The sequence below is a fragment of the Klebsiella pneumoniae subsp. pneumoniae HS11286 genome (assembly GCF_000240185.1).
Taxonomy (GTDB): domain Bacteria; phylum Pseudomonadota; class Gammaproteobacteria; order Enterobacterales; family Enterobacteriaceae; genus Klebsiella; species Klebsiella pneumoniae.
The window spans coordinates 976282-1001148 of record NC_016845.1; the positions used below are offsets into that span (position 1 = coordinate 976282).

The 24867-nt window shown below is 57.1% G+C and carries 23 protein-coding genes; 15 read left to right on the plus strand and 8 right to left on the minus strand.

Features of this window, described 5'->3' with window-relative positions; genetic code table 11:
- Positions 1-28 precede the first annotated feature (28 nt).
- The 12 genes from KPHS_09240 to KPHS_09350 all read left to right on the plus strand — a co-directional run bounded on the left by KPHS_09240 (position 29) and on the right by KPHS_09350 (position 15735).
- Entirely contained in the window at positions 29-2458 is a 2430-nt protein-coding gene (locus KPHS_09240; RefSeq protein ID YP_005225224.1) for an outer membrane protein assembly complex, YaeT protein, read from the plus strand.
- A gap of 121 nt (positions 2459-2579) precedes the next feature.
- A complete protein-coding gene (locus tag KPHS_09250) occupies positions 2580-3065 on the plus strand; it encodes a chaperone protein Skp (RefSeq protein ID YP_005225225.1) in 486 nt (161 codons plus the stop codon).
- Positions 3066-3068: 3 nt separating this feature from the next.
- Complete coding sequence (locus KPHS_09260) at positions 3069-4094, plus strand: UDP-3-O-[3-hydroxymyristoyl] glucosamine N-acyltransferase (RefSeq protein ID YP_005225226.1); 1026 nt, start codon at positions 3069-3071, stop codon at positions 4092-4094.
- Between the two features lie 105 nt (positions 4095-4199).
- Entirely contained in the window at positions 4200-4655 is a 456-nt protein-coding gene (locus KPHS_09270; RefSeq protein ID YP_005225227.1) for a (3R)-hydroxymyristoyl-ACP dehydratase, read from the plus strand.
- 3 nt (positions 4656-4658) lie between these two features.
- On the plus strand, positions 4659-5447 hold the full coding sequence (locus KPHS_09280) for a UDP-N-acetylglucosamine acyltransferase (protein ID YP_005225228.1): 789 nt from the start codon (positions 4659-4661) through the stop codon (positions 5445-5447).
- Entirely contained in the window at positions 5447-6598 is a 1152-nt protein-coding gene (locus KPHS_09290) for a lipid-A-disaccharide synthase (protein YP_005225229.1), read from the plus strand. Before KPHS_09280 ends, KPHS_09290 begins: the two co-directional genes overlap by 1 nt.
- The gene (locus KPHS_09300) at positions 6595-7194 is read left to right on the plus strand and encodes a ribonuclease HII (protein ID YP_005225230.1); all 600 of its coding nucleotides are present in this window, start codon (positions 6595-6597) and stop codon (positions 7192-7194) included. The genes KPHS_09290 and KPHS_09300 overlap by 4 nt, the downstream gene beginning before the upstream one ends.
- Positions 7195-7211: 17 nt before the next feature.
- Positions 7212-10694, plus strand: a complete 3483-nt coding sequence (locus KPHS_09310; RefSeq protein YP_005225231.1) for a DNA polymerase III subunit alpha — start codon at positions 7212-7214, stop codon at positions 10692-10694.
- A 12-nt stretch (positions 10695-10706) separates the two neighbouring features.
- Complete coding sequence (locus tag KPHS_09320; protein YP_005225232.1) at positions 10707-11666, plus strand: acetyl-CoA carboxylase carboxyltransferase subunit alpha; 960 nt, start codon at positions 10707-10709, stop codon at positions 11664-11666.
- Positions 11667-11742: 76 nt separating this feature from the next.
- Positions 11743-13932, plus strand: a complete 2190-nt coding sequence (locus KPHS_09330; protein YP_005225233.1) for a lysine decarboxylase 2, constitutive — start codon at positions 11743-11745, stop codon at positions 13930-13932.
- Positions 13933-13978: 46 nt separating this feature from the next.
- Positions 13979-14368, plus strand: coding sequence for a VOC family protein (locus KPHS_09340; protein ID YP_005225234.1), 390 nt, complete (start codon positions 13979-13981; stop codon positions 14366-14368).
- Positions 14369-14421: 53 nt separating this feature from the next.
- The gene (locus tag KPHS_09350) at positions 14422-15735 is read left to right on the plus strand and encodes a tRNA(Ile)-lysidine synthetase (protein YP_005225235.1); all 1314 of its coding nucleotides are present in this window, start codon (positions 14422-14424) and stop codon (positions 15733-15735) included.
- 13 nt (positions 15736-15748) lie between these two features.
- Here KPHS_09350 and KPHS_09360 read toward each other — a convergent pair whose 3' ends face one another.
- The gene (locus tag KPHS_09360) at positions 15749-16009 is read right to left on the minus strand and encodes a rof protein (protein YP_005225236.1); all 261 of its coding nucleotides are present in this window, start codon (positions 16007-16009) and stop codon (positions 15749-15751) included.
- A 383-nt stretch (positions 16010-16392) separates the two neighbouring features.
- Between KPHS_09360 and KPHS_09370 the strand changes: the two genes are divergently transcribed.
- Genes KPHS_09370 through KPHS_09390 form a run of 3 tightly spaced genes read left to right on the plus strand, consistent with a single transcriptional unit; the run spans position 16393 to position 18089 of the window.
- A complete protein-coding gene (locus KPHS_09370; RefSeq protein YP_005225237.1) occupies positions 16393-16938 on the plus strand; it encodes a YaeQ family protein in 546 nt (181 codons plus the stop codon).
- A complete protein-coding gene (locus tag KPHS_09380) occupies positions 16935-17348 on the plus strand; it encodes an aminoacyl-tRNA hydrolase (RefSeq protein YP_005225238.1) in 414 nt (137 codons plus the stop codon). Before KPHS_09370 ends, KPHS_09380 begins: the two co-directional genes overlap by 4 nt.
- A 21-nt stretch (positions 17349-17369) precedes the next feature.
- The gene (locus KPHS_09390; RefSeq protein YP_005225239.1) at positions 17370-18089 is read left to right on the plus strand and encodes a lipoprotein involved with copper homeostasis and adhesion; all 720 of its coding nucleotides are present in this window, start codon (positions 17370-17372) and stop codon (positions 18087-18089) included.
- A gap of 131 nt (positions 18090-18220) precedes the next feature.
- Here KPHS_09390 and KPHS_09400 read toward each other — a convergent pair whose 3' ends face one another.
- From KPHS_09400 to KPHS_09460, 7 genes are all read right to left on the minus strand, one after another.
- Entirely contained in the window at positions 18221-18997 is a 777-nt protein-coding gene (locus KPHS_09400) for a YaeF family permuted papain-like enzyme (protein ID YP_005225240.1), read from the minus strand.
- A gap of 125 nt (positions 18998-19122) precedes the next feature.
- Positions 19123-20841 carry a prolyl-tRNA synthetase gene (locus KPHS_09410; protein YP_005225241.1) on the minus strand — a complete coding sequence of 573 codons (1719 nt, stop codon included), beginning with the start codon at positions 20839-20841 and terminating at the stop codon, positions 19123-19125.
- A gap of 112 nt (positions 20842-20953) precedes the next feature.
- A complete protein-coding gene (locus KPHS_09420; RefSeq protein ID YP_005225242.1) occupies positions 20954-21661 on the minus strand; it encodes a tRNA (N6-threonylcarbamoyladenosine(37)-N6)-methyltransferase TrmO in 708 nt (235 codons plus the stop codon).
- Positions 21658-22014: an outer membrane lipoprotein gene (locus KPHS_09430; RefSeq protein YP_005225243.1), complete on the minus strand. Its 357-nt coding sequence runs from the start codon at positions 22012-22014 to the stop codon at positions 21658-21660. Before KPHS_09430 ends, KPHS_09420 begins: the two co-directional genes overlap by 4 nt.
- A 158-nt stretch (positions 22015-22172) precedes the next feature.
- The gene (locus KPHS_09440) at positions 22173-22988 is read right to left on the minus strand and encodes a DL-methionine transporter substrate-binding subunit (protein YP_005225244.1); all 816 of its coding nucleotides are present in this window, start codon (positions 22986-22988) and stop codon (positions 22173-22175) included.
- Between the two features lie 43 nt (positions 22989-23031).
- Positions 23032-23685, minus strand: a complete 654-nt coding sequence (locus KPHS_09450; RefSeq protein ID YP_005225245.1) for a DL-methionine transporter permease — start codon at positions 23683-23685, stop codon at positions 23032-23034.
- Positions 23678-24709 carry a DL-methionine transporter ATP-binding subunit gene (locus KPHS_09460; RefSeq protein ID YP_005225246.1) on the minus strand — a complete coding sequence of 344 codons (1032 nt, stop codon included), beginning with the start codon at positions 24707-24709 and terminating at the stop codon, positions 23678-23680. The genes KPHS_09450 and KPHS_09460 overlap by 8 nt, the downstream gene beginning before the upstream one ends.
- Positions 24710-24867: the final 158 nt, after the last annotated feature.

Here is a 24867-nt window from a genome sequence, read left to right on the forward strand (position 1 = left end):
AGTTTGTTAGGAAGAACGCATAATAACGATGGCGATGAAAAAGTTGCTCATAGCGTCGCTGCTGTTTAGCAGCGCGACTGTATACGGTGCTGAAGGGTTCGTGGTGAAGGACATTCATTTCGAAGGCTTGCAGCGTGTCGCTGTTGGTGCGGCCCTCCTCAGTATGCCAGTGCGTCCTGGCGATACGGTGACCGACGATGATATCAGTAACACTATTCGCGCGCTGTTTGCCACTGGCAACTTCGAGGACGTCCGCGTCCTGCGCGATGGTGATACCCTGCTGGTGCAGGTGAAAGAGCGTCCGACGATCGCCAGCATCACCTTCTCCGGCAACAAGTCGGTGAAAGATGACATGCTGAAGCAGAACCTTGAGGCCTCAGGCGTTCGGGTGGGCGAGTCGCTTGACCGCACGACCATCGCGGATATCGAGAAGGGTCTTGAAGACTTCTACTACAGCGTCGGTAAATACAGCGCCAGCGTCAAAGCAGTCGTTACGCCGCTGCCGCGTAACCGTGTCGATTTGAAGCTGGTCTTCCAGGAAGGCGTCTCCGCAAAAATTCAACAGATCAACATCGTCGGCAACCATGCGTTTTCGACCGATGAGCTGATCTCCCACTTCCAGCTGCGCGATGAGGTGCCGTGGTGGAACGTGGTCGGCGACCGTAAATACCAGAAGCAGAAGCTAGCGGGCGACCTTGAAACCCTGCGCAGCTACTACCTGGATCGCGGCTATGCCCGTTTCAACATCGATTCTACCCAGGTCAGCCTGACGCCGGATAAGAAAGGGATCTACATCACCGTCAACATCACCGAAGGCGATCAGTACAAGTTTTCCGGAGTGCAGGTGACGGGCAACCTCGCTGGCCATTCCGCGGAAATCGAAGCGCTGACTAAAGTTGAGCCAGGCGAACTGTACAACGGCGCGAAAGTGACCAGGATGGAAAACGACATCAAGAAACTGTTGGGTCGTTATGGTTACGCCTATCCGCGCGTGCAGTCGCAGCCGGAGATCAACGACAGCGATAAAACCGTTAAGCTGCACGTTAACGTCGACGCAGGCAACCGTTATTACGTGCGTAAAATTCGCTTCGAAGGCAACGACACCTCTAAAGATGCCGTACTGCGCCGCGAAATGCGCCAGATGGAAGGCGCATGGCTGGGCAGCGACCTCGTCGATCAGGGTAAAGACCGTCTCAATCGTTTAGGTTTCTTTGAAACGGTGGATACTGATACCCAGCGCGTGCCGGGCAACCCGGACCAGGTCGACGTTGTCTACAAGGTGAAAGAGCGTAACACCGGTAGCTTCAACTTCGGTATCGGCTACGGCACCGAGAGCGGCGTCAGCTTCCAGGCGGGCGTTCAGCAGGATAACTGGTTAGGTACTGGCTATGCTGTCGGGATCAACGGTACCAAAAACGACTACCAGACCTATACCGAGCTGTCGGTGACCAACCCGTACTTCACCGTAGACGGTGTAAGCCTCGGCGGTCGTGTCTTCTATAATGACTTTGATGCAAACGATGCGGATCTGTCTGACTATACCAACAAAAGCTATGGTACAGACATTACGCTGGGCTTCCCGGTCAATGAATACAACACGCTGCGCGCCGGCGTCGGTTATGTGCATAACTCCCTGTCCAATATGCAGCCGCAGGTGGCAATGTGGCGTTACCTTAACTCGATGGGCCAGTATCCGGACAACACCAACGACCGGAACTCGTTCAGTGCGAATGACTTCACCTTCAACTACGGTTGGACCTATAACAAGCTTGACCGCGGCTTCTTCCCAACGGAAGGTTCGCGCGTCAACCTGAACGGTAAGGTGACCATTCCGGGCTCAGACAACGAGTACTACAAAGCGACGCTGGATACCGCGACCTACGTGCCGATCGACAACGATCATCAGTGGGTAGTACTGGGTCGTACGCGCTTTGGTTATGGCGATGGTATCGGCGGCAAAGAGATGCCGTTCTATGAGAACTTCTATGCCGGTGGTTCCAGCACCGTGCGTGGCTTCCAGTCGAACACCATTGGTCCGAAGGCGGTGTACTTCCCGTCGAGCAGCCGTCATGATGGCGATAGCGGTTATACCAATGACTGTAAGAGCACCGAATCCGCACCGTGTAAATCCGATGATGCGGTTGGCGGTAACGCGATGGCGGTGGCCAGCCTTGAGCTGATTACCCCGACGCCGTTTATTAGTGACAAATATGCGAACTCGGTCCGGACTTCCGTCTTCTGGGATATGGGTACCGTATGGGATACTCACTGGGATTCGAGCGCGTACGCTGGTTATCCGGATTACAGCGATCCGAGCAACATCCGTATGTCTGCGGGTATTGCCGTGCAGTGGATGTCGCCGTTGGGGCCGTTGGTCTTCTCCTACGCCCAACCGTTCAAAAAGTACGATGGAGACAAAGCCGAACAGTTCCAGTTTAACATTGGTAAAACCTGGTAATTGTTGGCGGCAACGGAATGCAAGTGCAGTATAGCGCTGACCGTAGGCGATAACGCGTTTATCGCCTCGCCACGCAAATAACGGTACCCCTGGGTACTCATGGGATGGTAAGGAGTTTATTGTGAAAAAGTGGTTATTAGCTGCAGGTCTGGGTTTGGCAATGGTAACTTCCGCTCAGGCGGCAGATAAAATTGCCCTGGTGAACATGAACAGCCTGTTCCAACAGGTTGCCCAGAAAACTGGCGTTTCCAACACGCTGGAAAACGAGTTCAAAGGCCGCGCTAGCGAACTGCAGCGTATGGAAGGCGACCTGCAGTCCAAAATGCAGCGTCTGCAGTCCATGAAGCCGGGCGCCGATCGTACCAAACTGGAAAAAGACGTGATGGCACAGCGCCAGACCTTCTCCCAGAAAGCGCAGGCGTTTGAACAGGATCGCGCACGTCGTTCCAACGAAGAGCGTGGCAAACTGGTTACCCGTATCCAGACTGCCGTACAGAGCGTAGCGAAAGATCAGAGCATCGATCTGGTGGTTGACGCGAATGCCGTTGCATATAACAGCAGCGATGTAAAAGACATCACCGCTGATGTGCTGAAACAGGTTAAATAAGTAATGCCTTCAATTCGACTGGCTGATCTCGCGCAGCAGTTGGATGCAGAATTACACGGTGATGGCGATATCGTCATCACCGGCGTTGCGTCCATGCAGAGCGCGAAAACGGGCCAAATCACTTTCATGGTCAACCCTAAGTACCGTGAGCACCTGGCCGCTTGCCAGGCTTCTGCCGTTGTGATGACGCAGGATGATTTACCTTTTGCCCATAGCGCCGCGCTGGTAGTGCGTAACCCCTACCTGACCTACGCGCGCATGGCTCAAATTCTTGATACCACGCCGCAGCCGGCTCAGGATATCGCGCCGAGCGCGGTCATCGATCCGTCGGCGAAGCTGGGTAGCAACGTTGCCATCGGCGCCAACGCGGTTATCGAATCCGGCGTAGTGCTGGGCGATAACGTAGTTATCGGCGCAGGCTGCTTCGTTGGGAAAAATACGAAAATAGGCGCCGGCTCGCGTTTGTGGGCTAATGTGACCGTTTACCATGAGATTGAGATCGGCGAGAATTGCCTGATTCAGTCCAGCACGGTGATTGGCGCGGATGGCTTCGGCTACGCTAACGATCGCGGTAACTGGGTAAAGATCCCGCAGTTGGGTCGCGTCATTATTGGCGATCGCGTGGAGATTGGCGCCTGCACCACGATTGACCGTGGTGCGCTGGACGATACCGTGATTGGCAACGGGGTTATCATTGATAACCAGTGCCAGATTGCGCATAACGTGGTGATTGGCGACAATACCGCGGTCGCTGGCGGCGTTATCATGGCGGGCAGCCTGAAAATTGGCCGCTACTGCATGATTGGCGGCGCCAGCGTGATTAACGGCCATATGGAAATCTGCGATAAGGTCACCGTCACGGGGATGGGGATGGTGATGCGTCCTATCAGCGAACCTGGCGTATATTCCTCCGGTATTCCGCTGCAGCCGAACAAGGCGTGGCGTAAAACCGCTGCGCTGGTGATGAATATTGACGAGATGAGCAAGCGCCTGAAAGCGATTGAGCGCAAGGTTAATCAACAAGACTAATTCATCATTTGGTCACATGACATTTCCGGCCTGTTGCATTCGCTAAAAGATTGCCGCAGGCCGTGTTATTATTGCCTTTTAGTACATTTAGACAGGAAGAGTATTTTGACTACTGACACTCATACTCTGCACATTGAAGAGATTCTGGAACTTCTGCCTCACCGTTACCCGTTCCTGCTGGTAGACCGCGTGCTGGATTTTGAAGAAGGTCGTTTTCTGCGCGCAGTAAAAAATGTTTCTGTAAACGAGCCGTTTTTCCAGGGGCACTTCCCTGGTAAGCCGATTTTGCCGGGCGTCCTGATTCTGGAAGCAATGGCGCAAGCCACCGGGATTCTGGCGTTCAAAAGCGTCGGAAAACTGGAACCAGGCGAGCTGTACTACTTCGCGGGTATCGATGAAGCACGCTTCAAACGCCCGGTAGTACCAGGCGATCAGATGATTATGGAAGTCACTTTCGAGAAAACCCGCCGCGGCCTGACCCGTTTCAAAGGCGTTGCGCTGGTTGACGGTAAAGTGGTTTGCGAAGCGACGATGATGTGTGCGCGTAGCCGGGAGGCCTGATACGTGATTGATAAAACCGCTTTTGTTCATCCTACCGCCATTGTAGAAGAGGGCGCCGTGATTGGCGCTAACGTTCACATTGGTCCGTTTTGTATTGTTGGCGCTAACGTCGAAATCGGCGAAGGCACCGTGCTGAAGTCTCACGTTGTCGTTAACGGCCACACCAAAATCGGCCGTGACAATGAGATCTATCAGTTCGCTTCCATCGGCGAAGTTAACCAGGATCTGAAATATGCTGGCGAACCGACCCGGGTGGAAATTGGCGATCGCAACCGCATTCGCGAAAGCGTCACCATTCATCGCGGCACAGTACAGGGCGGTGGATTAACAAAGGTGGGCAACGATAACCTGCTGATGATCAACGCCCACGTGGCGCACGATTGTACGCTTGGCGATCGCTGCATTCTGGCCAATAACGCGACGCTCGCGGGCCATGTTTCGCTGGATGATTATGTCATTATCGGCGGCATGACGGCGGTGCATCAGTTCTGCGTCATTGGCTCACACGTTATGGTTGGCGGCTGCTCCGGCGTGGCGCAGGACGTTCCGCCGTTCGTCATTGCCCAGGGCAACCATGCGACGCCGTTCGGCGTTAACATCGAAGGGCTGAAACGCCGCGGCTTCAGCCGGGAAGCAATCACCGCGATCCGCAACGCGTATAAACTGCTGTACCGCAGCGGCAAAACGCTGGAAGAAGCCAAGCCGGAAATCGCCGAACTGGCTGCTCAGCATCCTGAGGTTCAGCTGTTTGTCGATTTCTTCGCTCGTTCTACCCGCGGCTTGATTCGTTAATGGCTGAACAGCGTCCCCTGACGATTGCCCTGGTCGCCGGAGAAACCTCCGGCGATATTCTAGGCGCTGGTCTCATCCGCGCGCTTAAAGCACGCATCCCGAATGCGCGCTTTGTCGGCGTGGCGGGGCCGCTAATGCAGGCGGAAGGGTGCGAAGCCTGGTATGAAATGGAAGAGCTGGCGGTGATGGGCATTGTTGAAGTGCTCGGTCGCCTGCGTCGCTTACTCCATATTCGCGCCGATTTGACCCGCCGCTTCGGCGAGCTGCGTCCCGATGTCTTCGTCGGCATCGACGCTCCTGACTTTAATATCACCCTCGAAGGAAATCTGAAAAAGCAGGGCATCAAAACCATTCACTACGTCAGCCCGTCGGTCTGGGCCTGGCGACAAAAACGCGTTTTCAAAATCGGCAGATCCACCGATCTGGTGCTGGCCTTTCTGCCTTTCGAAAAAGCGTTTTATGACAAATTTAACGTCCCCTGCCGCTTTATTGGCCATACCATGGCGGATGCGATGCCGCTGGATCCTGACAAAGGCGCTGCGCGCGACCGGTTAGGGATCCCGCACAGCGTGCGCTGCCTCGCTCTGCTACCCGGCAGCCGCGGCGCGGAAGTCGAAATGCTTAGCGCCGACTTCCTGAAAACCGCGCAGCTTCTGCGCGCCACCTATCCCGATCTGCAGGTGGTGGTGCCGCTGGTTAATGCTAAACGGCGGGAGCAGTTTGAGCGTATTAAAGCTGAGACGGCGCCGGATATGATCGTGCATATGCTGGACGGTCAGGCGCGCGATGCAATGATCGCCAGCGACGCCGCGCTGCTGGCCTCCGGGACGGCAGCGCTGGAGTGTATGCTGGCGAAATGCCCGATGGTGGTTGGCTACCGGATGAAGCCGTTCACCTTCTGGCTGGCGAAGCGGTTGGTAAAAACCGACTACGTCTCGTTACCGAACCTGCTGGCCGGTCGCGAACTGGTTAAAGAGCTGCTGCAGGATGAGTGCGAGCCCCAGGCGCTGGCAGCCGCTCTGCAGCCGCTGCTGGCCGATGGCAAAACCAGCCATGAGATGCATGAGACGTTCCGCGCCCTGCATCAGCAGATCCGCTGCAACGCCGATGAGCAGGCGGCGGACGCCGTACTGGAGTTAGCAAAACAATGATGGAGTTCGTCTATCCGCATACCCATCTGGTTGCCGGCGTCGATGAGGTCGGGCGTGGCCCCCTGGTTGGCGCGGTGGTGACCGCGGCGGTGATCCTCGATCCGGCGAAGCCGATTGTGGGTCTGAATGATTCCAAAAAACTCAGCGAGAAGCGTCGTCTGGCGCTGTTCGATGAGATTAAAGAGAAAGCGCTGTGCTGGAGCCTGGGGCGCGCCGAGCCGCACGAAATCGACGAGCTGAATATTCTGCATGCCACTATGCTGGCGATGCAGCGCGCCGTCGCCGGCCTGAGCATTGTTCCTGAGTTTGTCCTGATCGATGGCAACCGCTGTCCGTCGCTACCGATGCCCTCCCAGGCGGTGGTGAAAGGCGACAGCCGGGTGGCAGAAATCAGCGCAGCGTCTATTCTGGCAAAAGTCACTCGTGACGCCGAAATGGCCACGCTGGACCTCGCATTTCCCCACTACGGATTTGCCCAGCATAAAGGCTATCCCACCGCTGTTCACCTGCAGAAGCTGCAGGAACACGGCGCAACAGAGCATCACCGGCGCAGTTTTGGCCCGGTGAAGCGTGCCCTGGGCCTGGCGTCCAACTAAGTCACCGGGATCTAAAGATGGCTGAACCACGTTTCGTACACCTGCGGGTGCACAGCGACTATTCCATGATCGATGGGCTGGCAAAGACCGGGCCGCTGGTGAAGAAGGCGGCCTCGCTTGGCATGCCAGCGCTGGCGATCACCGATTTCACCAACCTCTGCGGACTGGTGAAGTTCTACGGGACGGGACACGGCGCGGGGATTAAGCCGATCGTCGGCGCCGACTTTCACGTGCAGTGCGACCTGCTCGGCGACGAATTTACCGAGCTGACCGTGCTGGCGGCGAACAACACCGGCTACCAGAACCTGACCCTGTTGATTTCCCGTGCCTATCAGCGCGGCTACGGCGCCCTGGGGCCGTGGATCGATCGCAACTGGCTGGTGGAACATCAGGAAGGGCTGATTCTGCTCTCCGGCGGCCGGAAAGGTGACGTCGGCGTCAGCCTGATCCGCGGCAATATGCCGCTGGTTGAACAGTGCGTCGCCTTCTACGAAGAGCATTTCCCGGACCGCTATTTTCTGGAGCTGATCCGTACCGGTCGACAGGATGAAGAGGCCTATCTCCACGCCGCCGTGGCGCTGGCGGAAGCGCGCGGTCTGCCGGTGGTGGCGACCAACGATGTCCGCTTCCTTGAAACCGGCGACTTCGACGCCCACGAAATCCGCGTTGCCATTCACGACGGCTTCACGCTCGACGATCCGAAACGGCCGCGTAACTACTCGCCGCAGCAATATATGCGCAGTGAGGAGGAGATGTGCGAGCTGTTCGCCGACATCCCGGAAGCGCTGGCAAACAGCGTAGAAATCGCCAAGCGCTGCAACGTCACCGTGCGGCTTGGCGAATATTTCCTGCCGCAGTTCCCGACCGGCGATATGACCACGGAAGATTTCCTGGTCATGAAATCGAAAGAGGGTCTGGAAGAGCGTCTGGCGTTTCTGTTTCCGGATCCGGAAGAGCGCGCAAAGCGTCGACCGGAGTACGACGAACGTCTGGACATCGAGCTGCAGGTTATCAACCAGATGGGGTTCCCGGGCTACTTCCTGATTGTGATGGAGTTTATCCAGTGGTCGAAGGATAACGGCGTGCCGGTTGGCCCGGGACGCGGTTCCGGCGCCGGTTCGCTGGTGGCCTATGCTCTGAAGATCACCGATCTTGACCCGCTGGAGTTCGACCTGCTGTTCGAACGTTTCCTTAACCCGGAACGTGTCTCGATGCCCGACTTCGACGTCGACTTCTGCATGGAGAAACGCGACCAGGTTATCGAGCACGTGGCGGATATGTACGGCCGCGACGCGGTATCGCAGATCATCACCTTCGGTACCATGGCGGCGAAAGCGGTCATCCGCGATGTCGGTCGCGTGCTGGGTCACCCGTACGGATTTGTCGATCGTATCTCCAAGCTGGTGCCGCCCGATCCGGGCATGACGCTGGCGAAAGCCTTTGAGGCCGAGCCGCAGCTGCCGGAGATCTACGAGGCGGACGAAGAAGTGAAAGCGCTGATCGACATGGCGCGTAAGCTGGAAGGGGTGACGCGAAACGCCGGTAAACATGCCGGTGGGGTAGTTATCGCTCCAACCAAAATCACCGATTTCGCGCCACTGTATTGCGATGAGCAGGGGCTGCATCCGGTTACCCAGTTTGATAAGAACGACGTGGAATACGCCGGGCTGGTGAAATTCGACTTCCTCGGTCTGCGTACGCTCACTATCATTAACTGGGCGCTGGAGATGATCAACAAGCGCCGTGAGAAGAACGGCGAAGGGCCGCTGGATATCGCCGCCATCCCGCTGGATGACAAGAAAAGCTTCGACATGCTGCAGCGCTCGGAAACCACCGCGGTCTTCCAGCTTGAATCACGCGGCATGAAAGATCTGATTAAACGCCTGCAGCCGGACTGCTTCGAAGATATGATCGCGCTGGTGGCTCTGTTCCGCCCGGGCCCGCTGCAGTCGGGGATGGTAGATAACTTTATCGACCGTAAGCATGGCCGCGAGGAGATCTCTTATCCGGACGTGCAGTGGCAGCATGAAAGCCTGAAACCGGTGCTGGAGCCAACCTACGGCATCATCCTGTATCAGGAACAGGTCATGCAGATTGCCCAGGTGCTGTCCGGATATACCCTCGGCGGCGCGGACATGCTGCGTCGTGCGATGGGTAAGAAAAAGCCGGAGGAGATGGCCAAGCAGCGTTCTATCTTTGAGGATGGGGCGAAGAAAAACGGCATTGACGGCGAACTGGCGATGAAAATCTTCGACCTGGTGGAGAAATTCGCCGGTTACGGATTTAACAAATCGCACTCCGCCGCCTACGCGTTGGTCTCCTACCAGACGCTGTGGCTTAAGGCGCACTACCCGGCCGAGTTTATGGCGGCAGTGATGACCGCCGATATGGACAACACCGAGAAGGTGGTTGGCCTGGTGGATGAGTGCTGGCGAATGGGGCTAAAAATCCTGCCCCCGGATATTAACTCCGGCCTGTACCATTTCCACGTCAACGACGATGGCGAGATCGTCTATGGCATTGGCGCCATCAAGGGCGTCGGCGAAGGACCGATCGAAGCGATTATTGAGGCGCGCAACAATGGCGGCTATTTCCGCGAGCTGTTCGACCTCTGCGCGCGAACCGATATTAAAAAGCTCAACCGTCGGGTGCTGGAAAAGCTGATTATGTCCGGGGCGTTCGATCGTCTCGGCCCACATCGCGCGGCGCTGATGAATTCGCTGGGCGATGCGTTGAAAGCCGCTGACCAGCACGCGAAAGCCGAGGCCATCGGCCAGGCTGATATGTTCGGCGTGCTGGCGGAAGAGCCCGAGCAAATTGAGCAATCCTACGCCAGCTGCCAGCCATGGCCTGAGCAGGTGGTGCTGGATGGTGAAAGGGAGACCCTGGGGCTATACCTCACCGGACACCCGATTAACCAGTATCTGAAGGAGATTGAGCGCTACGTCGGCGGCGTGAGGCTCAAAGACATGCATCCGACCGAACGTGGGAAAGTCACCACGGCGGCGGGGCTGGTGATTGCGGCGCGGGTAATGGTCACCAAGCGCGGCAATCGTATCGGCATCTGTACCCTGGATGACCGTTCCGGGCGGCTGGAAGTGATGTTATTCACCGACGCGCTGGATAAATATCAGCAGTTGCTGGAAAAAGACCGCATACTTATCGTCAGCGGACAGGTCAGCTTTGATGACTTTAGCGGGGGGCTTAAAATGACCGCCCGTGAAGTCATGGACATTGACGAAGCCCGGGAAAAATATGCTCGCGGGCTTGCTATCTCGCTGACGGACAGGCAAATTGATGACCAGCTTTTAAACCGACTCCGTCAGTCTCTGGAACCCCACCGTTCGGGAACCATTCCAGTGCACCTCTACTATCAGAGGGCGGATGCACGCGCGCGGTTGCGTTTCGGCGCAACATGGCGCGTCTCTCCGAGCGATCGTTTACTTAACGATCTGCGGGGCCTTATCGGCTCGGAGCAGGTGGAACTGGAGTTTGACTAATACAGGAATACTATGAGTCTGAATTTCCTAGATTTTGAACAGCCGATTGCAGAGCTGGAAGCGAAAATCGATTCCCTGACTGCGGTAAGCCGTCAGGATGAGAAACTGGATATTAACATCGACGAAGAAGTGCATCGTCTGCGTGAGAAAAGCGTAGAGCTGACGCGCAAAATCTTCGCCGATCTCGGTGCATGGCAGGTTGCGCAACTGGCGCGCCACCCGCGCCGTCCTTACACCCTGGATTATGTCCGCCTGGCGTTCGACGAATTTGACGAACTGGCCGGTGACCGCGCCTTCGCTGACGATAAAGCGATTGTCGGCGGTATCGCGCGTCTTGACGGTCGTCCGGTGATGATCATCGGCCACCAGAAAGGTCGTGAAACCAAAGAGAAAATTCGCCGCAACTTTGGGATGCCGGCGCCGGAAGGCTACCGCAAAGCGCTACGCCTGATGGAGATGGCTGAGCGGTTTAAAATGCCGATCATCACCTTTATCGACACCCCGGGCGCCTACCCGGGCGTCGGCGCGGAAGAGCGTGGCCAGTCGGAAGCGATCGCCCGCAACCTGCGTGAGATGTCGCGTCTGAGCGTGCCGGTTATCTGCACCGTAATCGGTGAAGGCGGCTCCGGCGGCGCGCTGGCGATCGGCGTGGGCGACAAGGTCAACATGCTCCAGTACAGCACCTATTCGGTCATTTCGCCGGAAGGCTGCGCCTCCATTCTGTGGAAGAGCGCGGATAAAGCGCCGCTGGCTGCGGAAGCGATGGGCATTATCGCCCCGCGTCTGAAAGAGCTGAAGCTGATCGATTCTATCGTTCTGGAACCGCTGGGCGGCGCTCACCGCAACCCGGAAGCGATGGCAGCGAGCCTGAAGGCGCAGCTGCTGGCAGACCTGGCAGACCTCGATCTGCTCAGCGAAGAAGAGCTGCTGAACCGCCGCTATCAGCGTCTGATGAGCTACGGTTACGCTTAACTTTTTCGTCAGGACTAAACACTAAGGGCCGGATTTTCCGGCCCTTTTTTATGTGCGATGCGCCCGGGGGATTGCTATGATGCTTGACTTAGGTGAATACCAGGAGGAAAGCGTGAATATCATCGCCATCATGGGGCCTCACGGCGTCTACCACAAAGACGAGCCGATCAAAGAACTGGAAGCGGCGCTGCAGCGCCAGGGCTTCCAGACCATCTGGCCGCAAAACAGCGCCGACCTGCTGCAGTTTATCGAGCACAACCCGCGCATCTGCGGGGTGATCTTCGACTGGGATGAATACAGCGTCGATCTGTGCAGCGATATCAATCAGCTCAATGAATACCTTCCTCTGTACGCCTTTATTAACGCCCACTCGACGATGGATGTCAGCAGTCAGGATTTGCGCATGACGCTGTGGTTCTTCGAATATGCGCTGGGACTCTCCGAAGAGATCGCCACCCGCATTGGGCAGTACACCCGCGAGTACCTGGAGAATATCACTCCGCCGTTTACCCGCGCGCTGTTCAACTATGTCCAGGAGGGAAAATATACCTTCTGTACGCCGGGTCATATGGGCGGCAGCGCCTATCAGAAAAGCCCGGTGGGCTGCCTGTTCTATGATTTTTTTGGCGGGAATACGCTGAAGGCGGATGTCTCGATTTCGGTCACCGAGCTGGGCTCCCTGCTGGATCATACCGGCCCGCACCTGGAGGCGGAGGAGTATATCGCGCGCGCCTTTGGCGCCGAGCAAAGCTATATGGTGACCAACGGCACCTCGACGTCCAATAAAATTGTCGGCATGTACTCGGCGCCCGCCGGCAGCACCCTGCTGATTGACCGTAACTGTCACAAATCGCTGGCCCACCTGCTGATGATGAGCGATGTGGTTCCCCTGTGGCTGAAGCCGACCCGCAACGCGCTGGGGATCCTCGGCGGTATCCCCCGGCGCGAATTTACCCGCGACAGCATTCAGCAGAAAGTGCGCGACACGGGCGGGGCGCAGTGGCCCGTGCATGCGGTGATCACCAACTCCACCTACGATGGTCTGCTCTATAACACCACCTGGCTTAAGGAGACGCTCGATGTCCCGTCGATCCATTTCGATTCCGCCTGGGTGCCCTATACCCATTTCCATCCGATATATCAGGGGAAAAGCGGTATGAGCGGGGAGCGGATCCCCGGGAAAGTCATCTTCGAGACGCAGTCGACGCATAAGATGCTGGCCGCGCTGTCGCAGGCCTCGCTGATCCACATTAAAGGCAACTATGATGAAGAGACCTTTAACGAAGCCTTTATGATGCATACCTCTACGTCGCCGAGCTACCCCATCGTCGCGTCGATTGAGACCGCGGCGGCGATGCTGCGCGGCAACTCCGGTAAACGTCTGATCCAGCGCTCCATTGAGCGGGCGCTGGACTTCCGCAAAGAGGTGCAGCGACTGCGCGAGGAGTCGGACGGCTGGTTCTTTGATATCTGGCAGCCGGAAGCCGTGGATAAAGCCGAGTGCTGGCCGGTAGCGCCGGGCGAGGACTGGCACGGTTTCAAAGATGCCGATGCGGATCATATGTATCTCGATCCGGTGAAGGTCACCATTCTGACGCCGGGCATGGACGAGCAGGGGAATATGGATGAAGAGGGGATCCCGGCGGCGCTGGTGGCGAAGTTCCTCGACGAGCGGGGCGTGGTGGTAGAGAAAACAGGCCCCTACAATCTGCTGTTCCTGTTCAGTATCGGCATCGATAAAACCCGGGCGATGGGGCTGCTGCGCGGCCTGACCGAGTTTAAACGCGCCTACGATCTCAATCTGCGGGTGAAAAATATGCTGCCGGATCTGTACGCCGAAGATCCCGACTTCTACCGCAACATGCGGATCCAGGATCTGGCGCAGGGGATCCACCGCTTGATCCGTCAGCATCAGCTGCCGCAGCTGATGCTCAGCGCCTTTGACGTCCTGCCGGAAATGAAAATGACGCCGCATCACGCCTGGCAGCGCCAGATCAAGGGGGAGGTGGAAACTATTGAACTGGAGAACCTGGTGGGGCGGATTTCGGCCAACATGATCCTCCCTTATCCGCCGGGGGTTCCGCTGCTGATGCCGGGAGAGATGATCACCGAGGAAAGCCGGGCGGTGCTCGATTTTCTGCTGATGCTTTGCTCTATCGGCCGTCATTACCCGGGCTTTGAGACCGATATTCACGGCGCCAAGCGCGATGAGGACGGTGTGTATCGGGTACGAGTCTTAAAAAATGACGAAAGGCTTGCGCGTTAACGGCGCGCACGAGTAACGTGGCTGGCTTAACAGAAGGAGTTTAACCATGCTGGGTTTGAAACGGGTTCACCATATTGCCATCATTGCGACCGACTACGCCCGCAGTAAAGCGTTCTATTGCGATATTCTGGGGTTTACGCTGCAAAGTGAGTTTTATCGCGCCGAGCGCGATTCCTGGAAAGGCGATCTGGCGCTCAACGGCGAGTATGTGATTGAGTTGTTCTCGTTCCCGTTTCCGCCAGCCCGCCCCAGTCGTCCGGAAGCCTGCGGGCTGCGTCATCTGGCCTTTAGCGTGGATGATATCGACGCCGCGGTAGCCCATCTCACCGCGCATGGCGTGGAGTGCGAAGCGATTCGTGTCGATCCCTTTACCGGTAAACGCTTTACCTTCTTTAGCGATCCGGACGACCTGCCGCTGGAAATATATCAGCAGTAAATCTTGCCAGCGCGGCCCTGGCCCGGTAACGTGCCGGGCCATCACTTCTCGGTATGTTCGTGGATATGACGGCTGATATTGCGCATACGCTTCATCCCCATCGCCAGCTGCTGGTGGCCTTCAGCGGCGGTCTGGACTCGACGGTTCTTCTGCATCAGCTGGTGCTGCTGCGGGAACAGGATCCCTCGCTGACGCTGCGGGCGGTGCATGTTCACCACGGCCTTAGCGCCCACGCAGACGACTGGGTGGCGCATTGTCGGCAGATTTGCCAGCAGTGGCAGGTGCCGCTGGTGGTGCATCGCGTGACGTTAGCCCGGGGAGGGCTGGGCGTCGAGGCCCACGCTCGTGCGGCGCGCTATCAGGCCTTTCAGGATACGCTCAATGCCGGCGAGGTGTTAGTGACCGCCCAGCACCAGGACGATCAGTGCGAAACCCTGCTGCTGGCGTTAAAACGCGGCAGCGGTCCTACCGGCCTGTCGGCGATGGCGCCATCCTCTGCCTTTGCCGGCAGTCGACTACTGCGTCCTCTCCTCAATGAAACCCGCGAATCACTACGCCAGTGGGCGCTCGCCCATCAGCTGTCGTGGATCGAAGATGAGAGTAATCAGGATGATACCTATGACCGCAATTTCCTGCGCCTGCGGGTGATCCCGGTGCTGCGCGAGCGTTGGCCGCACTTTAGCGAGGCCGTCGCCCGCAGCGCCAGCCTGTGCGCCGAGCAGGAACAACTGCTGGACGAGATGTTGGCGGCGGAGCTGGCGTCGCTGGTGGCCGAAGATGGCTCGCTGGCTATCGCGCCGCTGGCGACGATGAGTCCGCCGCGCCGAGCGGCGCTGCTGCGTCGCTGGCTCGCCGGGCAGCAGGCGCCGATGCCCGCCCGCGAGGTGCCTGAGCGCCTCTGGCACGAGGTGGCGCTGGCGCGGGAAGATGCCAGCCCCTGTCTGCGGCTGGGGGAATTTACCGTCCGCCGTTTTCAACAGCGTTTGTACTGGGTGAAGTATCTTCCCGGTCAGACGGACAGCGTTCAGCGCTGGCCCGACTGGCGCCAGCCGCTGCGGCTGGCGGACGGTCTCGGCGAGCTGACGCTGCGGCCCGGCGGCAAGTTGCGCCCGCCGTCGGCGGATGAGCCGGTCACCGTCCGCTTTCGCGCCAGCGGCCACCTGCATATTGTCGGGCGCCATGGCGGACGCAAGCTTAAGAAGCTCTGGCAGGAGCTGGGCGTTGCTCCGTGGCGACGAGACACCACGCCGCTGCTGTTTTACGGCGAAACGCCGATTGCCGCAGCGGACGATCTGTTTGTGACCACAGAAGGTGAAGTGAAGGACGGGGAAGGGGTCAGGCTGATGTGGAGGAAAACGGGCGATTAAGCCCGTTTTTGATTCAGGATTCGCTCACCACCACGGTGCCGATTTCCGGGTGACTGAAGCTGGCGATTTTATCCAGGCGCAGCTCGCGGACGTTGCCGGCGAGTTCGACCACCAGATACTCGATATTTTTTCGCGAGATAAGATCGCTGGCCTTTGCCTGCAGCTGTTCGCCATCCTTCAGCGCCAGCGTCAGCACCAGGTGATGCTGGCAGGCCAGCTCCAGGTTGTCGTAATCATCGCAGTTAATGGGTTGATAAGTATCATTCATTGACATAATCGCTCACCAGTAAGTTTGCTGCCGCATAAGCGGCCTTTTCCCTGACTGACTCCGAAAGGGCCTCATCCGCCGCAATCTCATTCAATACTTTCAACACGCAACCCAGCGCATCCGGGATATACCCTAAGTCTCCGCTGGCTATTTCCGCATACCGCTTGCGTATTAACTCACAATAGTGGTCCACATGCCCTCCTGTCAGCGTTCTGACTCAACCGTGGGATGCAAGTTTAAGCCTACGAAGATAAACTCTGTTTAGCAAGGGAACTATATCATAGTCATTTAAGCAATTTCAGCAGGATGAAACAGGTTGCTGCGATTGACGACAGCCTTTTGCCGCCAGTTTCGCTACAATGTACGCCATTCTTTTCAGGAGTTTATTCATGGCGCTGAAAGCGACAATATATAAAGCTGCGGTAAATGTAGCCGATCTGGATCGCAACCAGTTTCTGGATGCTAACCTGACGCTGGCTCAGCATCCGTCAGAAACCCAGGAGCGCATGATGCTGCGCCTGCTGGCATGGATCAAATATGCCGATGAACGGCTACAGTTTACCCGCGGTCTGTCGTCGGATGACGAGCCGGAGCTGTGGCTGCTTAACGATCATCTCGGGGTCGATCTGTGGATCGAACTGGGCCTGCCGGATGAGCGGCGGATTAAGAAAGCCTGCTCACGGGCGCAGGCGGTGGCGCTGTTTGCCTATAATAGCCGGGCAGCTGAAATCTGGTGGCAGCAGAATCAGAGCAAGCTTGCGGCGTACCCGAAGCTGACCATCTGGTATCTTGATGATGCGCAACTGGCACTGCTTAGCGCCTTTGCCGATCGTACCATGACGCTGCAGGCCACTCTGCAGGAGGGCAGTATCTGGTTATCCGACGCTCGGAATAATCTTGAAATTCAGCTTACCGCCTGGCAAGCGTCGGCATGATTACTATTAGCCGCAGCGTAGCCCTTGCCGACGACGAGATCGTCTTGTCAGGCATTCGCGCCCAGGGAGCAGGGGGGCAGCATGTGAACAAAGCGTCGACGGCGATCCATCTGCGCTTTGATATTAAAGCTTCAAGCCTGCCGGAGTTTTACAAAGAGCGCCTGCTCGCCGCCAGCCACCACTTAATTTCTGCTGACGGTGTGGTTATCATTAAGGCTCAGGAATACCGCAGCCAGGAGATGAACCGTGAAGCGGCGATCGCCCGGCTGGTGGCCCTTATTAAAGAATTAACCGCAGTGCAAAAAAGTCGCCGGGAGACGCGACCGACTCGGGCATCGAAAGAGCGACGCCTTGCTTCCAAGGCACAGAAGTCCTCAGTCAAGGCGCTGCGTGGGAAAGTTCGCCAGTGAAGGCGTCGGCGAACGGGTGAAATGGATGATAAGGAAAGCAAAGTGAAGAAAATCGTATTCTCCGTGATAGCGGCCTGTTCGCTGTTCGCGCTGTTTGGTTGTAACCATCGCGCCGAGACTGACACGGTCCAGCCAGCGGCGATGGAAGAGCTCAAGCCGATGCAGCAAAGCTGGCGAGGCGTGCTGCCTTGCGCGGATTGCGAAGGTATCGACACCTCGCTGTTCCTGGAAAAAGACGGGACCTGGGTGATGAATGAGCACTACCAGGGCGCCCGTCGTGAGCCGTCATCCTTTGCCTCGTACGGCACCTGGGCACGTACCGCGGATAAGCTGGTGCTGACCAACAGCAAGGGCGAGAAATCTTACTTTCGCGCGAAAGGCGACAAGCTGGAGATGCTCGACCGCAACGGAAGCCCCATTCAGTCTCCTCTCAACTATACCCTGGAGCCAGTGAAGGCCAGCCTGCCGACGACGCCGATGGCGATGCGCGGCATGTATTTCTATATGGCCGATGCGGCAACCTTTACCGATTGCGCGACCGGTAAACGCGTCGCGGTGGCGAACAATGCCCAGCTTGAACGGGATTATGCCGCCGCGCGCGGGACCGATACTCGCCCGGTACTGCTGGTGGTAGAAGGGCACTTTACTCTCGAAGCGAACCCGGATACCGGCGAGATGATGAAAACGCTGATGACGGATCAAGCCGGCAAATTTATTCCCGGTAAAGACTGCAGCCATTGATTGTCAGGCCCCTGTCCGGGTAACGGGCAGGGGATGATCCCGCGCAGTACCACCTACTTCCTCCTGTTATTAGCCCTGTCACATCAAGAGTGAGCGTGGATCTGGCTGGCGGAAAAGCGTCAATCGTTTCTTTACTCCGCACCGTCCTTCGGTTTGTTCAGCCCCACCAGCTTACCGGCCTGAAGATAAACTCCCAGTTTCAAATGCCCGACATACTGGAGCTGCGTTTCGGGTTTAAACGTGGCGACGTCTCCTTCCCGCATGTGCAGCAGATCGGAAGGACTGATCCACGCCGCCTGCGCGAGCGTCAGCGGATGCCCGGCTCGGACAAAGGCCTCGCTGACAAACTCCGAGCAAAACCACGCTTTCTTGTCGCCGCTTGCCGCATCGCCCAGCTGCGCTTTAGCCAGGCCACTGACGCACTGCTGGCGAAAGTCTCGTGAGAAGGGGTTGAGCGAGCAGAGCGGTTTGGTGACCATATAAGGGATAAACTGAATAATGCCGCGATAGTTATACCCGCTGTCTTTGACCTGCCAGGCAAAACTTTTCATCGTCGTTGCCTGGTCCGGCGTCAGGTCAGGCACCCTGAGAGCAAAGAGTTTATCGCTGTGCGCCAGCGCCTGCTGAAGGGTAATCACTTGTACGCCGGCGCCGGTGGCTTCCGCAACCTGACCTTCGCCAACATACAGCGCGACGTGGCTTACGGAAGAGGCGCTGAAGGCGCGGATCCCAAGCGATGTGACGCCCAGGCTGGAGGAGAACAGCAGGTCGCCGGAGCGCAGGTCGCTTTCGGCGATTTCGCGCAGTCCGCTGCCGGCAATCGAGCTTTGACGCTGGAGGGTAACAGCCCAGGATGATGAATGGTCATCGGCAGCAGATGTGGAAGGCGAGCTGCGGCCGACGTCCAAGGTACAGGCGGTAAGTAGGAGCAGGGCAAAAGTAAGCAGTCCGCTGCGGAGGAGATGTGCAGTCATTGGTACTGTCCTTGTAAAAAAAAAGGCCCTGACATCCGTTCAGGGCCCTGAGGTGGGTGTTAGCCTTTTATCGCTTTAACCAGATATTCCACAATATCCCCGGTCTTAATCAGCTGCTTCTCACCGTTGCGACGATACTTGTATTCGATATCATCGTTGTCGAGGTTACGATCTCCCAGCACGATGGTGTGCGGGATACCGATCAGCTCCATATCGGCGAACATCACGCCCGGACGCTCTTTACGATCGTCCATCAGCACTTCAATACCCTGGGCGCTCAGCTCGGCGTACAGTTTCTCCGCCAGCTCCTGCACACGGTAAGACTTGTGCATGTTCATCGGCAGGATCGCCACCTGGAACGGCGCAATCGCATCCGGCCAGACGATACCGCGATCGTCAAAGTTCTGCTCAATCGCCGCCGCTACCACGCGAGTCACCCCGATACCATAGCAGCCCATGGTCAGGATCTGGTTACGCCCATCTTCGCCCTGGACCGCGGCTTTCATCGCCTCGGAGTACTTCGTCCCCAGCTGGAAGATATGACCCACTTCGATACCGCGCTTAATAAGCAGGGTACCTTTACCGTCCGGGCTCGGGTCGCCGGCGACGACGTTACGGATGTCGGCCACTTCCGGCGTCGCGACATCGCGGTCCCAGTTGATGCCGAAGTAGTGTTTGCCATCGATATTGGCGCCAGCGGCGAAATCGCTCATCACCGCTACAGTACGGTCGATAATCACCGGAACCGGCATGTTCACCGGGCCCAGGGAGCCCGGACCGGCGTTCACCAGGGCGCGGATCTCTTCTTCGGTGGCGAAGGTCAGGGGGCTGGCGACCTGCGGCAGTTTTTCCGCTTTCACTTCGTTCAGCTCGTGATCGCCGCGCACCAGCAGGGCAACCAGCGGGGAAGCGCTATCTTCAACCGCTTTCACCAGCAGAGTTTTCACGGTTTTTTCGATCGGCAGGTTGAACTGCTCCACCAGCTCAGCGATGGTTTTGGCGTTCGGCGTATCGACCAGGGTCATCTCCTGGGTGGCGGCTGCGCGCGGCTCTTTCGGCGCAACGGCTTCCGCAAACTCGATGTTTGCCGCGTAGTCGGAGCTGTCGGAGAAGATCACATCGTCTTCGCCGCTCTGCGCCAGCACCTGGAATTCATGAGAGGCGCTGCCGCCGATAGAACCGGTGTCAGCCTGTACCGCGCGGAAATCCAGCCCCATACGGCTGAAGATTTTACTGTAAGCGGCATACATCGCGTCGTAGGTTTCCTGCAGCGATTCCTGCGAAGTATGGAAAGAGTAGGCATCTTTCATCAGGAATTCACGGGAGCGCATCACCCCGAAACGCGGGCGTACTTCGTCGCGGAATTTGGTCTGGATCTGATAGAAGTTCAGCGGCAGCTGTTTATAGGAGTTCAGCTCGTTGCGGATCAGATCGGTAATGACCTCTTCGTGGGTTGGGCCGAGGACGAACGGACGATCGCCGCGATCGGCAATGCGCAACAGTTCCGGGCCGTACTGCTCCCAGCGCCCGCTCTCCTGCCACAGTTCAGATGGCTGAACGACCGGCATTAACACCTCGATCGCACCGGCGTTGTTCATTTCTTCACGCACGATGTTTTCGACTTTTTTCAGGACGCGCACGCCGGTCGGCAGCCAGGTGTATAACCCGGAGGCCAGCTTGCGGATCATCCCGGCGCGCAGCATCAGCTGATGGCTGATTACCTCGGCGTCGGCAGGTGTCTCCTTCAGAGTGGAGAGCAGATATTGGCTAGTACGCATGTTGTAACGGTTCCAGTTAAACGAGCGGAACAGGCTGGTTGCCCAGCCTGAAACAAAAAAAGTGGTTTAGTTTACCAGTGTGGCAAAGATGCCAAAAGAGAGGAAAATAAAATTAGCGCGCTTCGAGGGCAAAGACTTCAAAACCGGAGGCAGTCACCCGCCAGCGGACGTTGAAATCCAGCAGCCAGACGGCATACGTTTTTCCCGCTTGTTCCTCTTTTCGGTAGGCCGGACGCGGATCCTGCGCCAGCACCTCGCGGATAAACGCTTTGATATGTGGGTAGCGTTTTTCCAGCGTGAGTAACTGTGCGTCTATTTCCGGCGTAAAGCTGACGTTCATACCCGCCAGCGGCGCCTGCTGTGCATAGCTGGCGCTGGCGTCCGGCAGGGCTTCGGCGAAAGGAAGATACGGTTTGATATCAACCACCGGCGTCCCGTCGACGAGATCGAGGCTGCCGAGTTCCAGTATTACCTGATCTTTCTGACAGCGAATGCCCTTGAGCTCAACGAGCGACATGCCGATGGGATTAGGGCGAAACGTTGAACGGGTGGCGAAGACGCCCATCCGCGCATTGCCGCCCAGTCGGGGAGGTCGCACCGTCGGACGCCAACCGCCTTCCATTGTCTGATGAAACACAAACAGGATCCACAGATGGCTGAAGCTCTCCAGGCCACGCACGGCGTCGGCCTGGTTATAGGGCGCGACCAGATGGAGTTCTCCGCCGCCGTGTTTCACCAGGCCTGGCTGGCGAGGAACGGCAAACTTCTCTTTATACGGCGAACGGATGACGCCTATTTGCGCGAACTGAAATGCGCTCATTGCGCCGAGACGTTAAGCGCTGAACCCAGGCAAACGGCCTGACGGTAGCAGCCTGGCGTACCGCTGGTCACTTCGCAGCGGTGAAGCAGGACGGCATTAGCTTTCATACGCGCGGCATTAATTTGCAGGCGCTTGCGCGCGGTGGGGATATTCGGCGGAGAATCCTGATTCGAAGCCTGGCAGGACTCGCCAGATACTTCACCCAGATCGCGGAACGGTTTACCAACCAGCTCTGACGCATCGGTGTAAATACGTACTGGGGCCGGGCGGGTGGCGCGCGGTTTGCTCGGCTCAGATTTAACCGGCGGGGTTGCAGTGCTTTGAGCAGGCTCAACGGGAGATCTGCTTAGCATGGAACAACCGCTTAACATGAGTGCTAACAAACAGATCGGTAAAGCACGCATAGTATTTCCTCAATGAATAAAAAACAGGGCGTTATTGAATCAGGTGCTTGCATAAATGACAAGACGGGCGTGAAGCCCGTCCTGAATGATATTACGGTGAGAAAAGATTACCAGCCTTTCACGGCACCGCCGTTAAAGATCTTGTTTGCTGCTTCGTAAACTTCATCGCTCTGGTAAGCCTGAACGAATTTTTTCACATTCTCAGCATCTTTATTGTCTTCACGCGCCACAATCAGGTTCACGTAAGGAGACTCTTTACCTTCAACAAAGATGCCGTCTTTCGCCGGGGTCAGGCCAATCTGGCTGGCGTAAGTGGTGTTGATAACGGCCAGCGCAATCTGCGCATCGTCCAGGGAACGCGGCAGCTGCGGCGCCTCCAGTTCAACAATCTTCAGGTTTTTCGGGTTCTCGACGATGTCCAGCGAGGTCGGCAGCAGGCCCACGCCGTCTTTCAGTTTAATCAGACCTACCTGCTGCAGCAGCAGCAGAGAACGACCGAGGTTGGTCGGATCGTTAGGGACGGCGATCTGCGAGCCCGGCTGCAGTTCGTCCAGCGATTTGATTTTCTTCGAATAACCCGCGATCGGGTAGACGAAGGTGTTACCGACAGCCACCAGCTTATAGCCGCGGTCTTTAATCTGCTGATCGAGATACGGTTTATGCTGGAAGGCGTTCACGTCGATATCGCCTTTGCTCAGCGCTTCGTTCGGCAGAACGTAATCGTTGAAGGTCACCAGTTCTACGTCAAGGCCATACTTCTCTTTTGCTACTTTCTGCGCAACTTCAGCGACCTGCTGTTCCGCCCCGACGATAACGCCGACTTTAATATGATTCGGATCTTTTTCATCCTGACCGCAACCCACCAGCGCCAGAGAACCGATTAACGCGCCGACTGCCGCAAAAGTTTTGAAATTAAAGGCCATGTTATTTCCTTCCTGTAAGAATGAGTGTTGTCTGCCAATAACGTTATTTGTGAGTCACAGCCCGGACGATGCGATCGCCAGAGAATTGAATTAAATAAACCAGAACAACCAGCAATACCAGTACGGTATTCATCACGGTGGCGTTATATCCAATATAGCCATACTGATAACCAATCTGACCCAGGCCACCGGCGCCCACCGCGCCGCCCATTGCGGAATAACCCACCAGCGTGATGAGCGTGATGGTGGCGGCGTTGACTAGACCCGGCAGTGCTTCAGGTAGCAGGACTTTGCGCACGATCTGCAGCGGCGTGGCACCCATCGCGCGGGAGGCTTCAATAAGGCCGGTGGGGATTTCCAGCAGGGCGTTCTCCACCATGCGGGCGATAAACGGCGCGGCGCCAACTGTTAATGGCACAATCGCTGCCTGCAGGCCGATAGAGGTACCGACGATCACGCGGGTAAACGGAATCATCCAGACCAGCAGGATAATGAACGGGATGGAGCGGAAAATATTCACCAGCGCCGACAGCGTGCGGTACAGTTTGGCATTGGCGACGATTTGCCCCGGACGGGTCACGTACAGCAGCACGCCCACCGGCAGGCCGAGGACAAAACCGAAGAAGCCAGAGACAAAAGTCATTGCCAGCGTTTCCCATACGCCGCGCAACAGCAGCCACATCATTGCCTCAGACATAACCCAATACCTCTACTTTTACATGATGTTCCTGCAGCCAGGCGATGGCCGCCTGAGTGTCTTCCTGTGTACCGTGCATTTCGGTGAGCATGATGCCGAACTTCACCCCGCCGGCATAATCCATCTGCGCGCTGATAATGTTGTTATTCACGTTGAAGCGACGCGCGGTTTCAGAGAGCAGCGGCGCATCGACGGAGTGGCCGGTAAATTCCATGCGCAGCATCGGTACGCTATCCGCTGTGGCGGTAGGTTTCAGGCGCGCCTGATAGTCATCCGGAATATCGAGGTGCAGAGTGGACTGAATAAACTGCTGAGCCAGCGGCGTCTTCGGATGGGAGAAGACTTCGCTCACGGTGTCCTGCTCGATCAGTTGACCATTACTAATGACCGCCACGCAGTCGCAGATACGTTTAACCACGTCCATTTCATGGGTGATCAACAGGATGGTCAGTCCCAGGCGACGGTTAATGTCTTTCAGCAGTTCGAGAATGGAACGGGTAGTGGCCGGATCCAGGGCGCTGGTGGCTTCATCGCACAGCAATACTTTAGGATTGCTGGCCAGCGCGCGGGCAATCGCCACGCGCTGTTTCTGGCCGCCGGAGAGGTTGGCCGGGTAGCTGTCGTGCTTATCACCCAGGCCGACAAGATCCAGCAGCTCCGTGACACGGCGTTTGATTTCAGCCTGCGGCGTGTTATCCAGCTCCAGGGGTAATGCCACGTTGCCGAAAACGGTCCGCGAGGCCAACAGGTTAAAATGCTGGAAAATCATGCCAATTTGACGGCGAGCGCGGGTTAGCTCTTTCTCCGACAGGGCAGTCAGTTCCTGACCGTCAACCTGTACGCTGCCCTCGGTCGGGCGCTCCAGCAGGTTCACGCAGCGAATCAGCGTACTTTTACCGGCGCCGGAGGCACCGATGACGCCGTAAATCTGTCCGGCAGGGACATGCAGGCTGACGTTATTCAGCGCCTGAATGCTGCGATTCCCCTGCTGGAATACTTTGGTGATATTGGAAAGTTTAATCATCAGTTATTTATTATCGTTTAGCCGTTTGCCGTGGCATTTTCTTCTGCCGTATCCAGGCGATGCCTGGCAATGAAATGGATGTTAAGGCATCCAGACGTCTAAATCAATCTGACTCTTTATAATGAGCACTTTCTTGCATGCGGAAACATGCGATACTA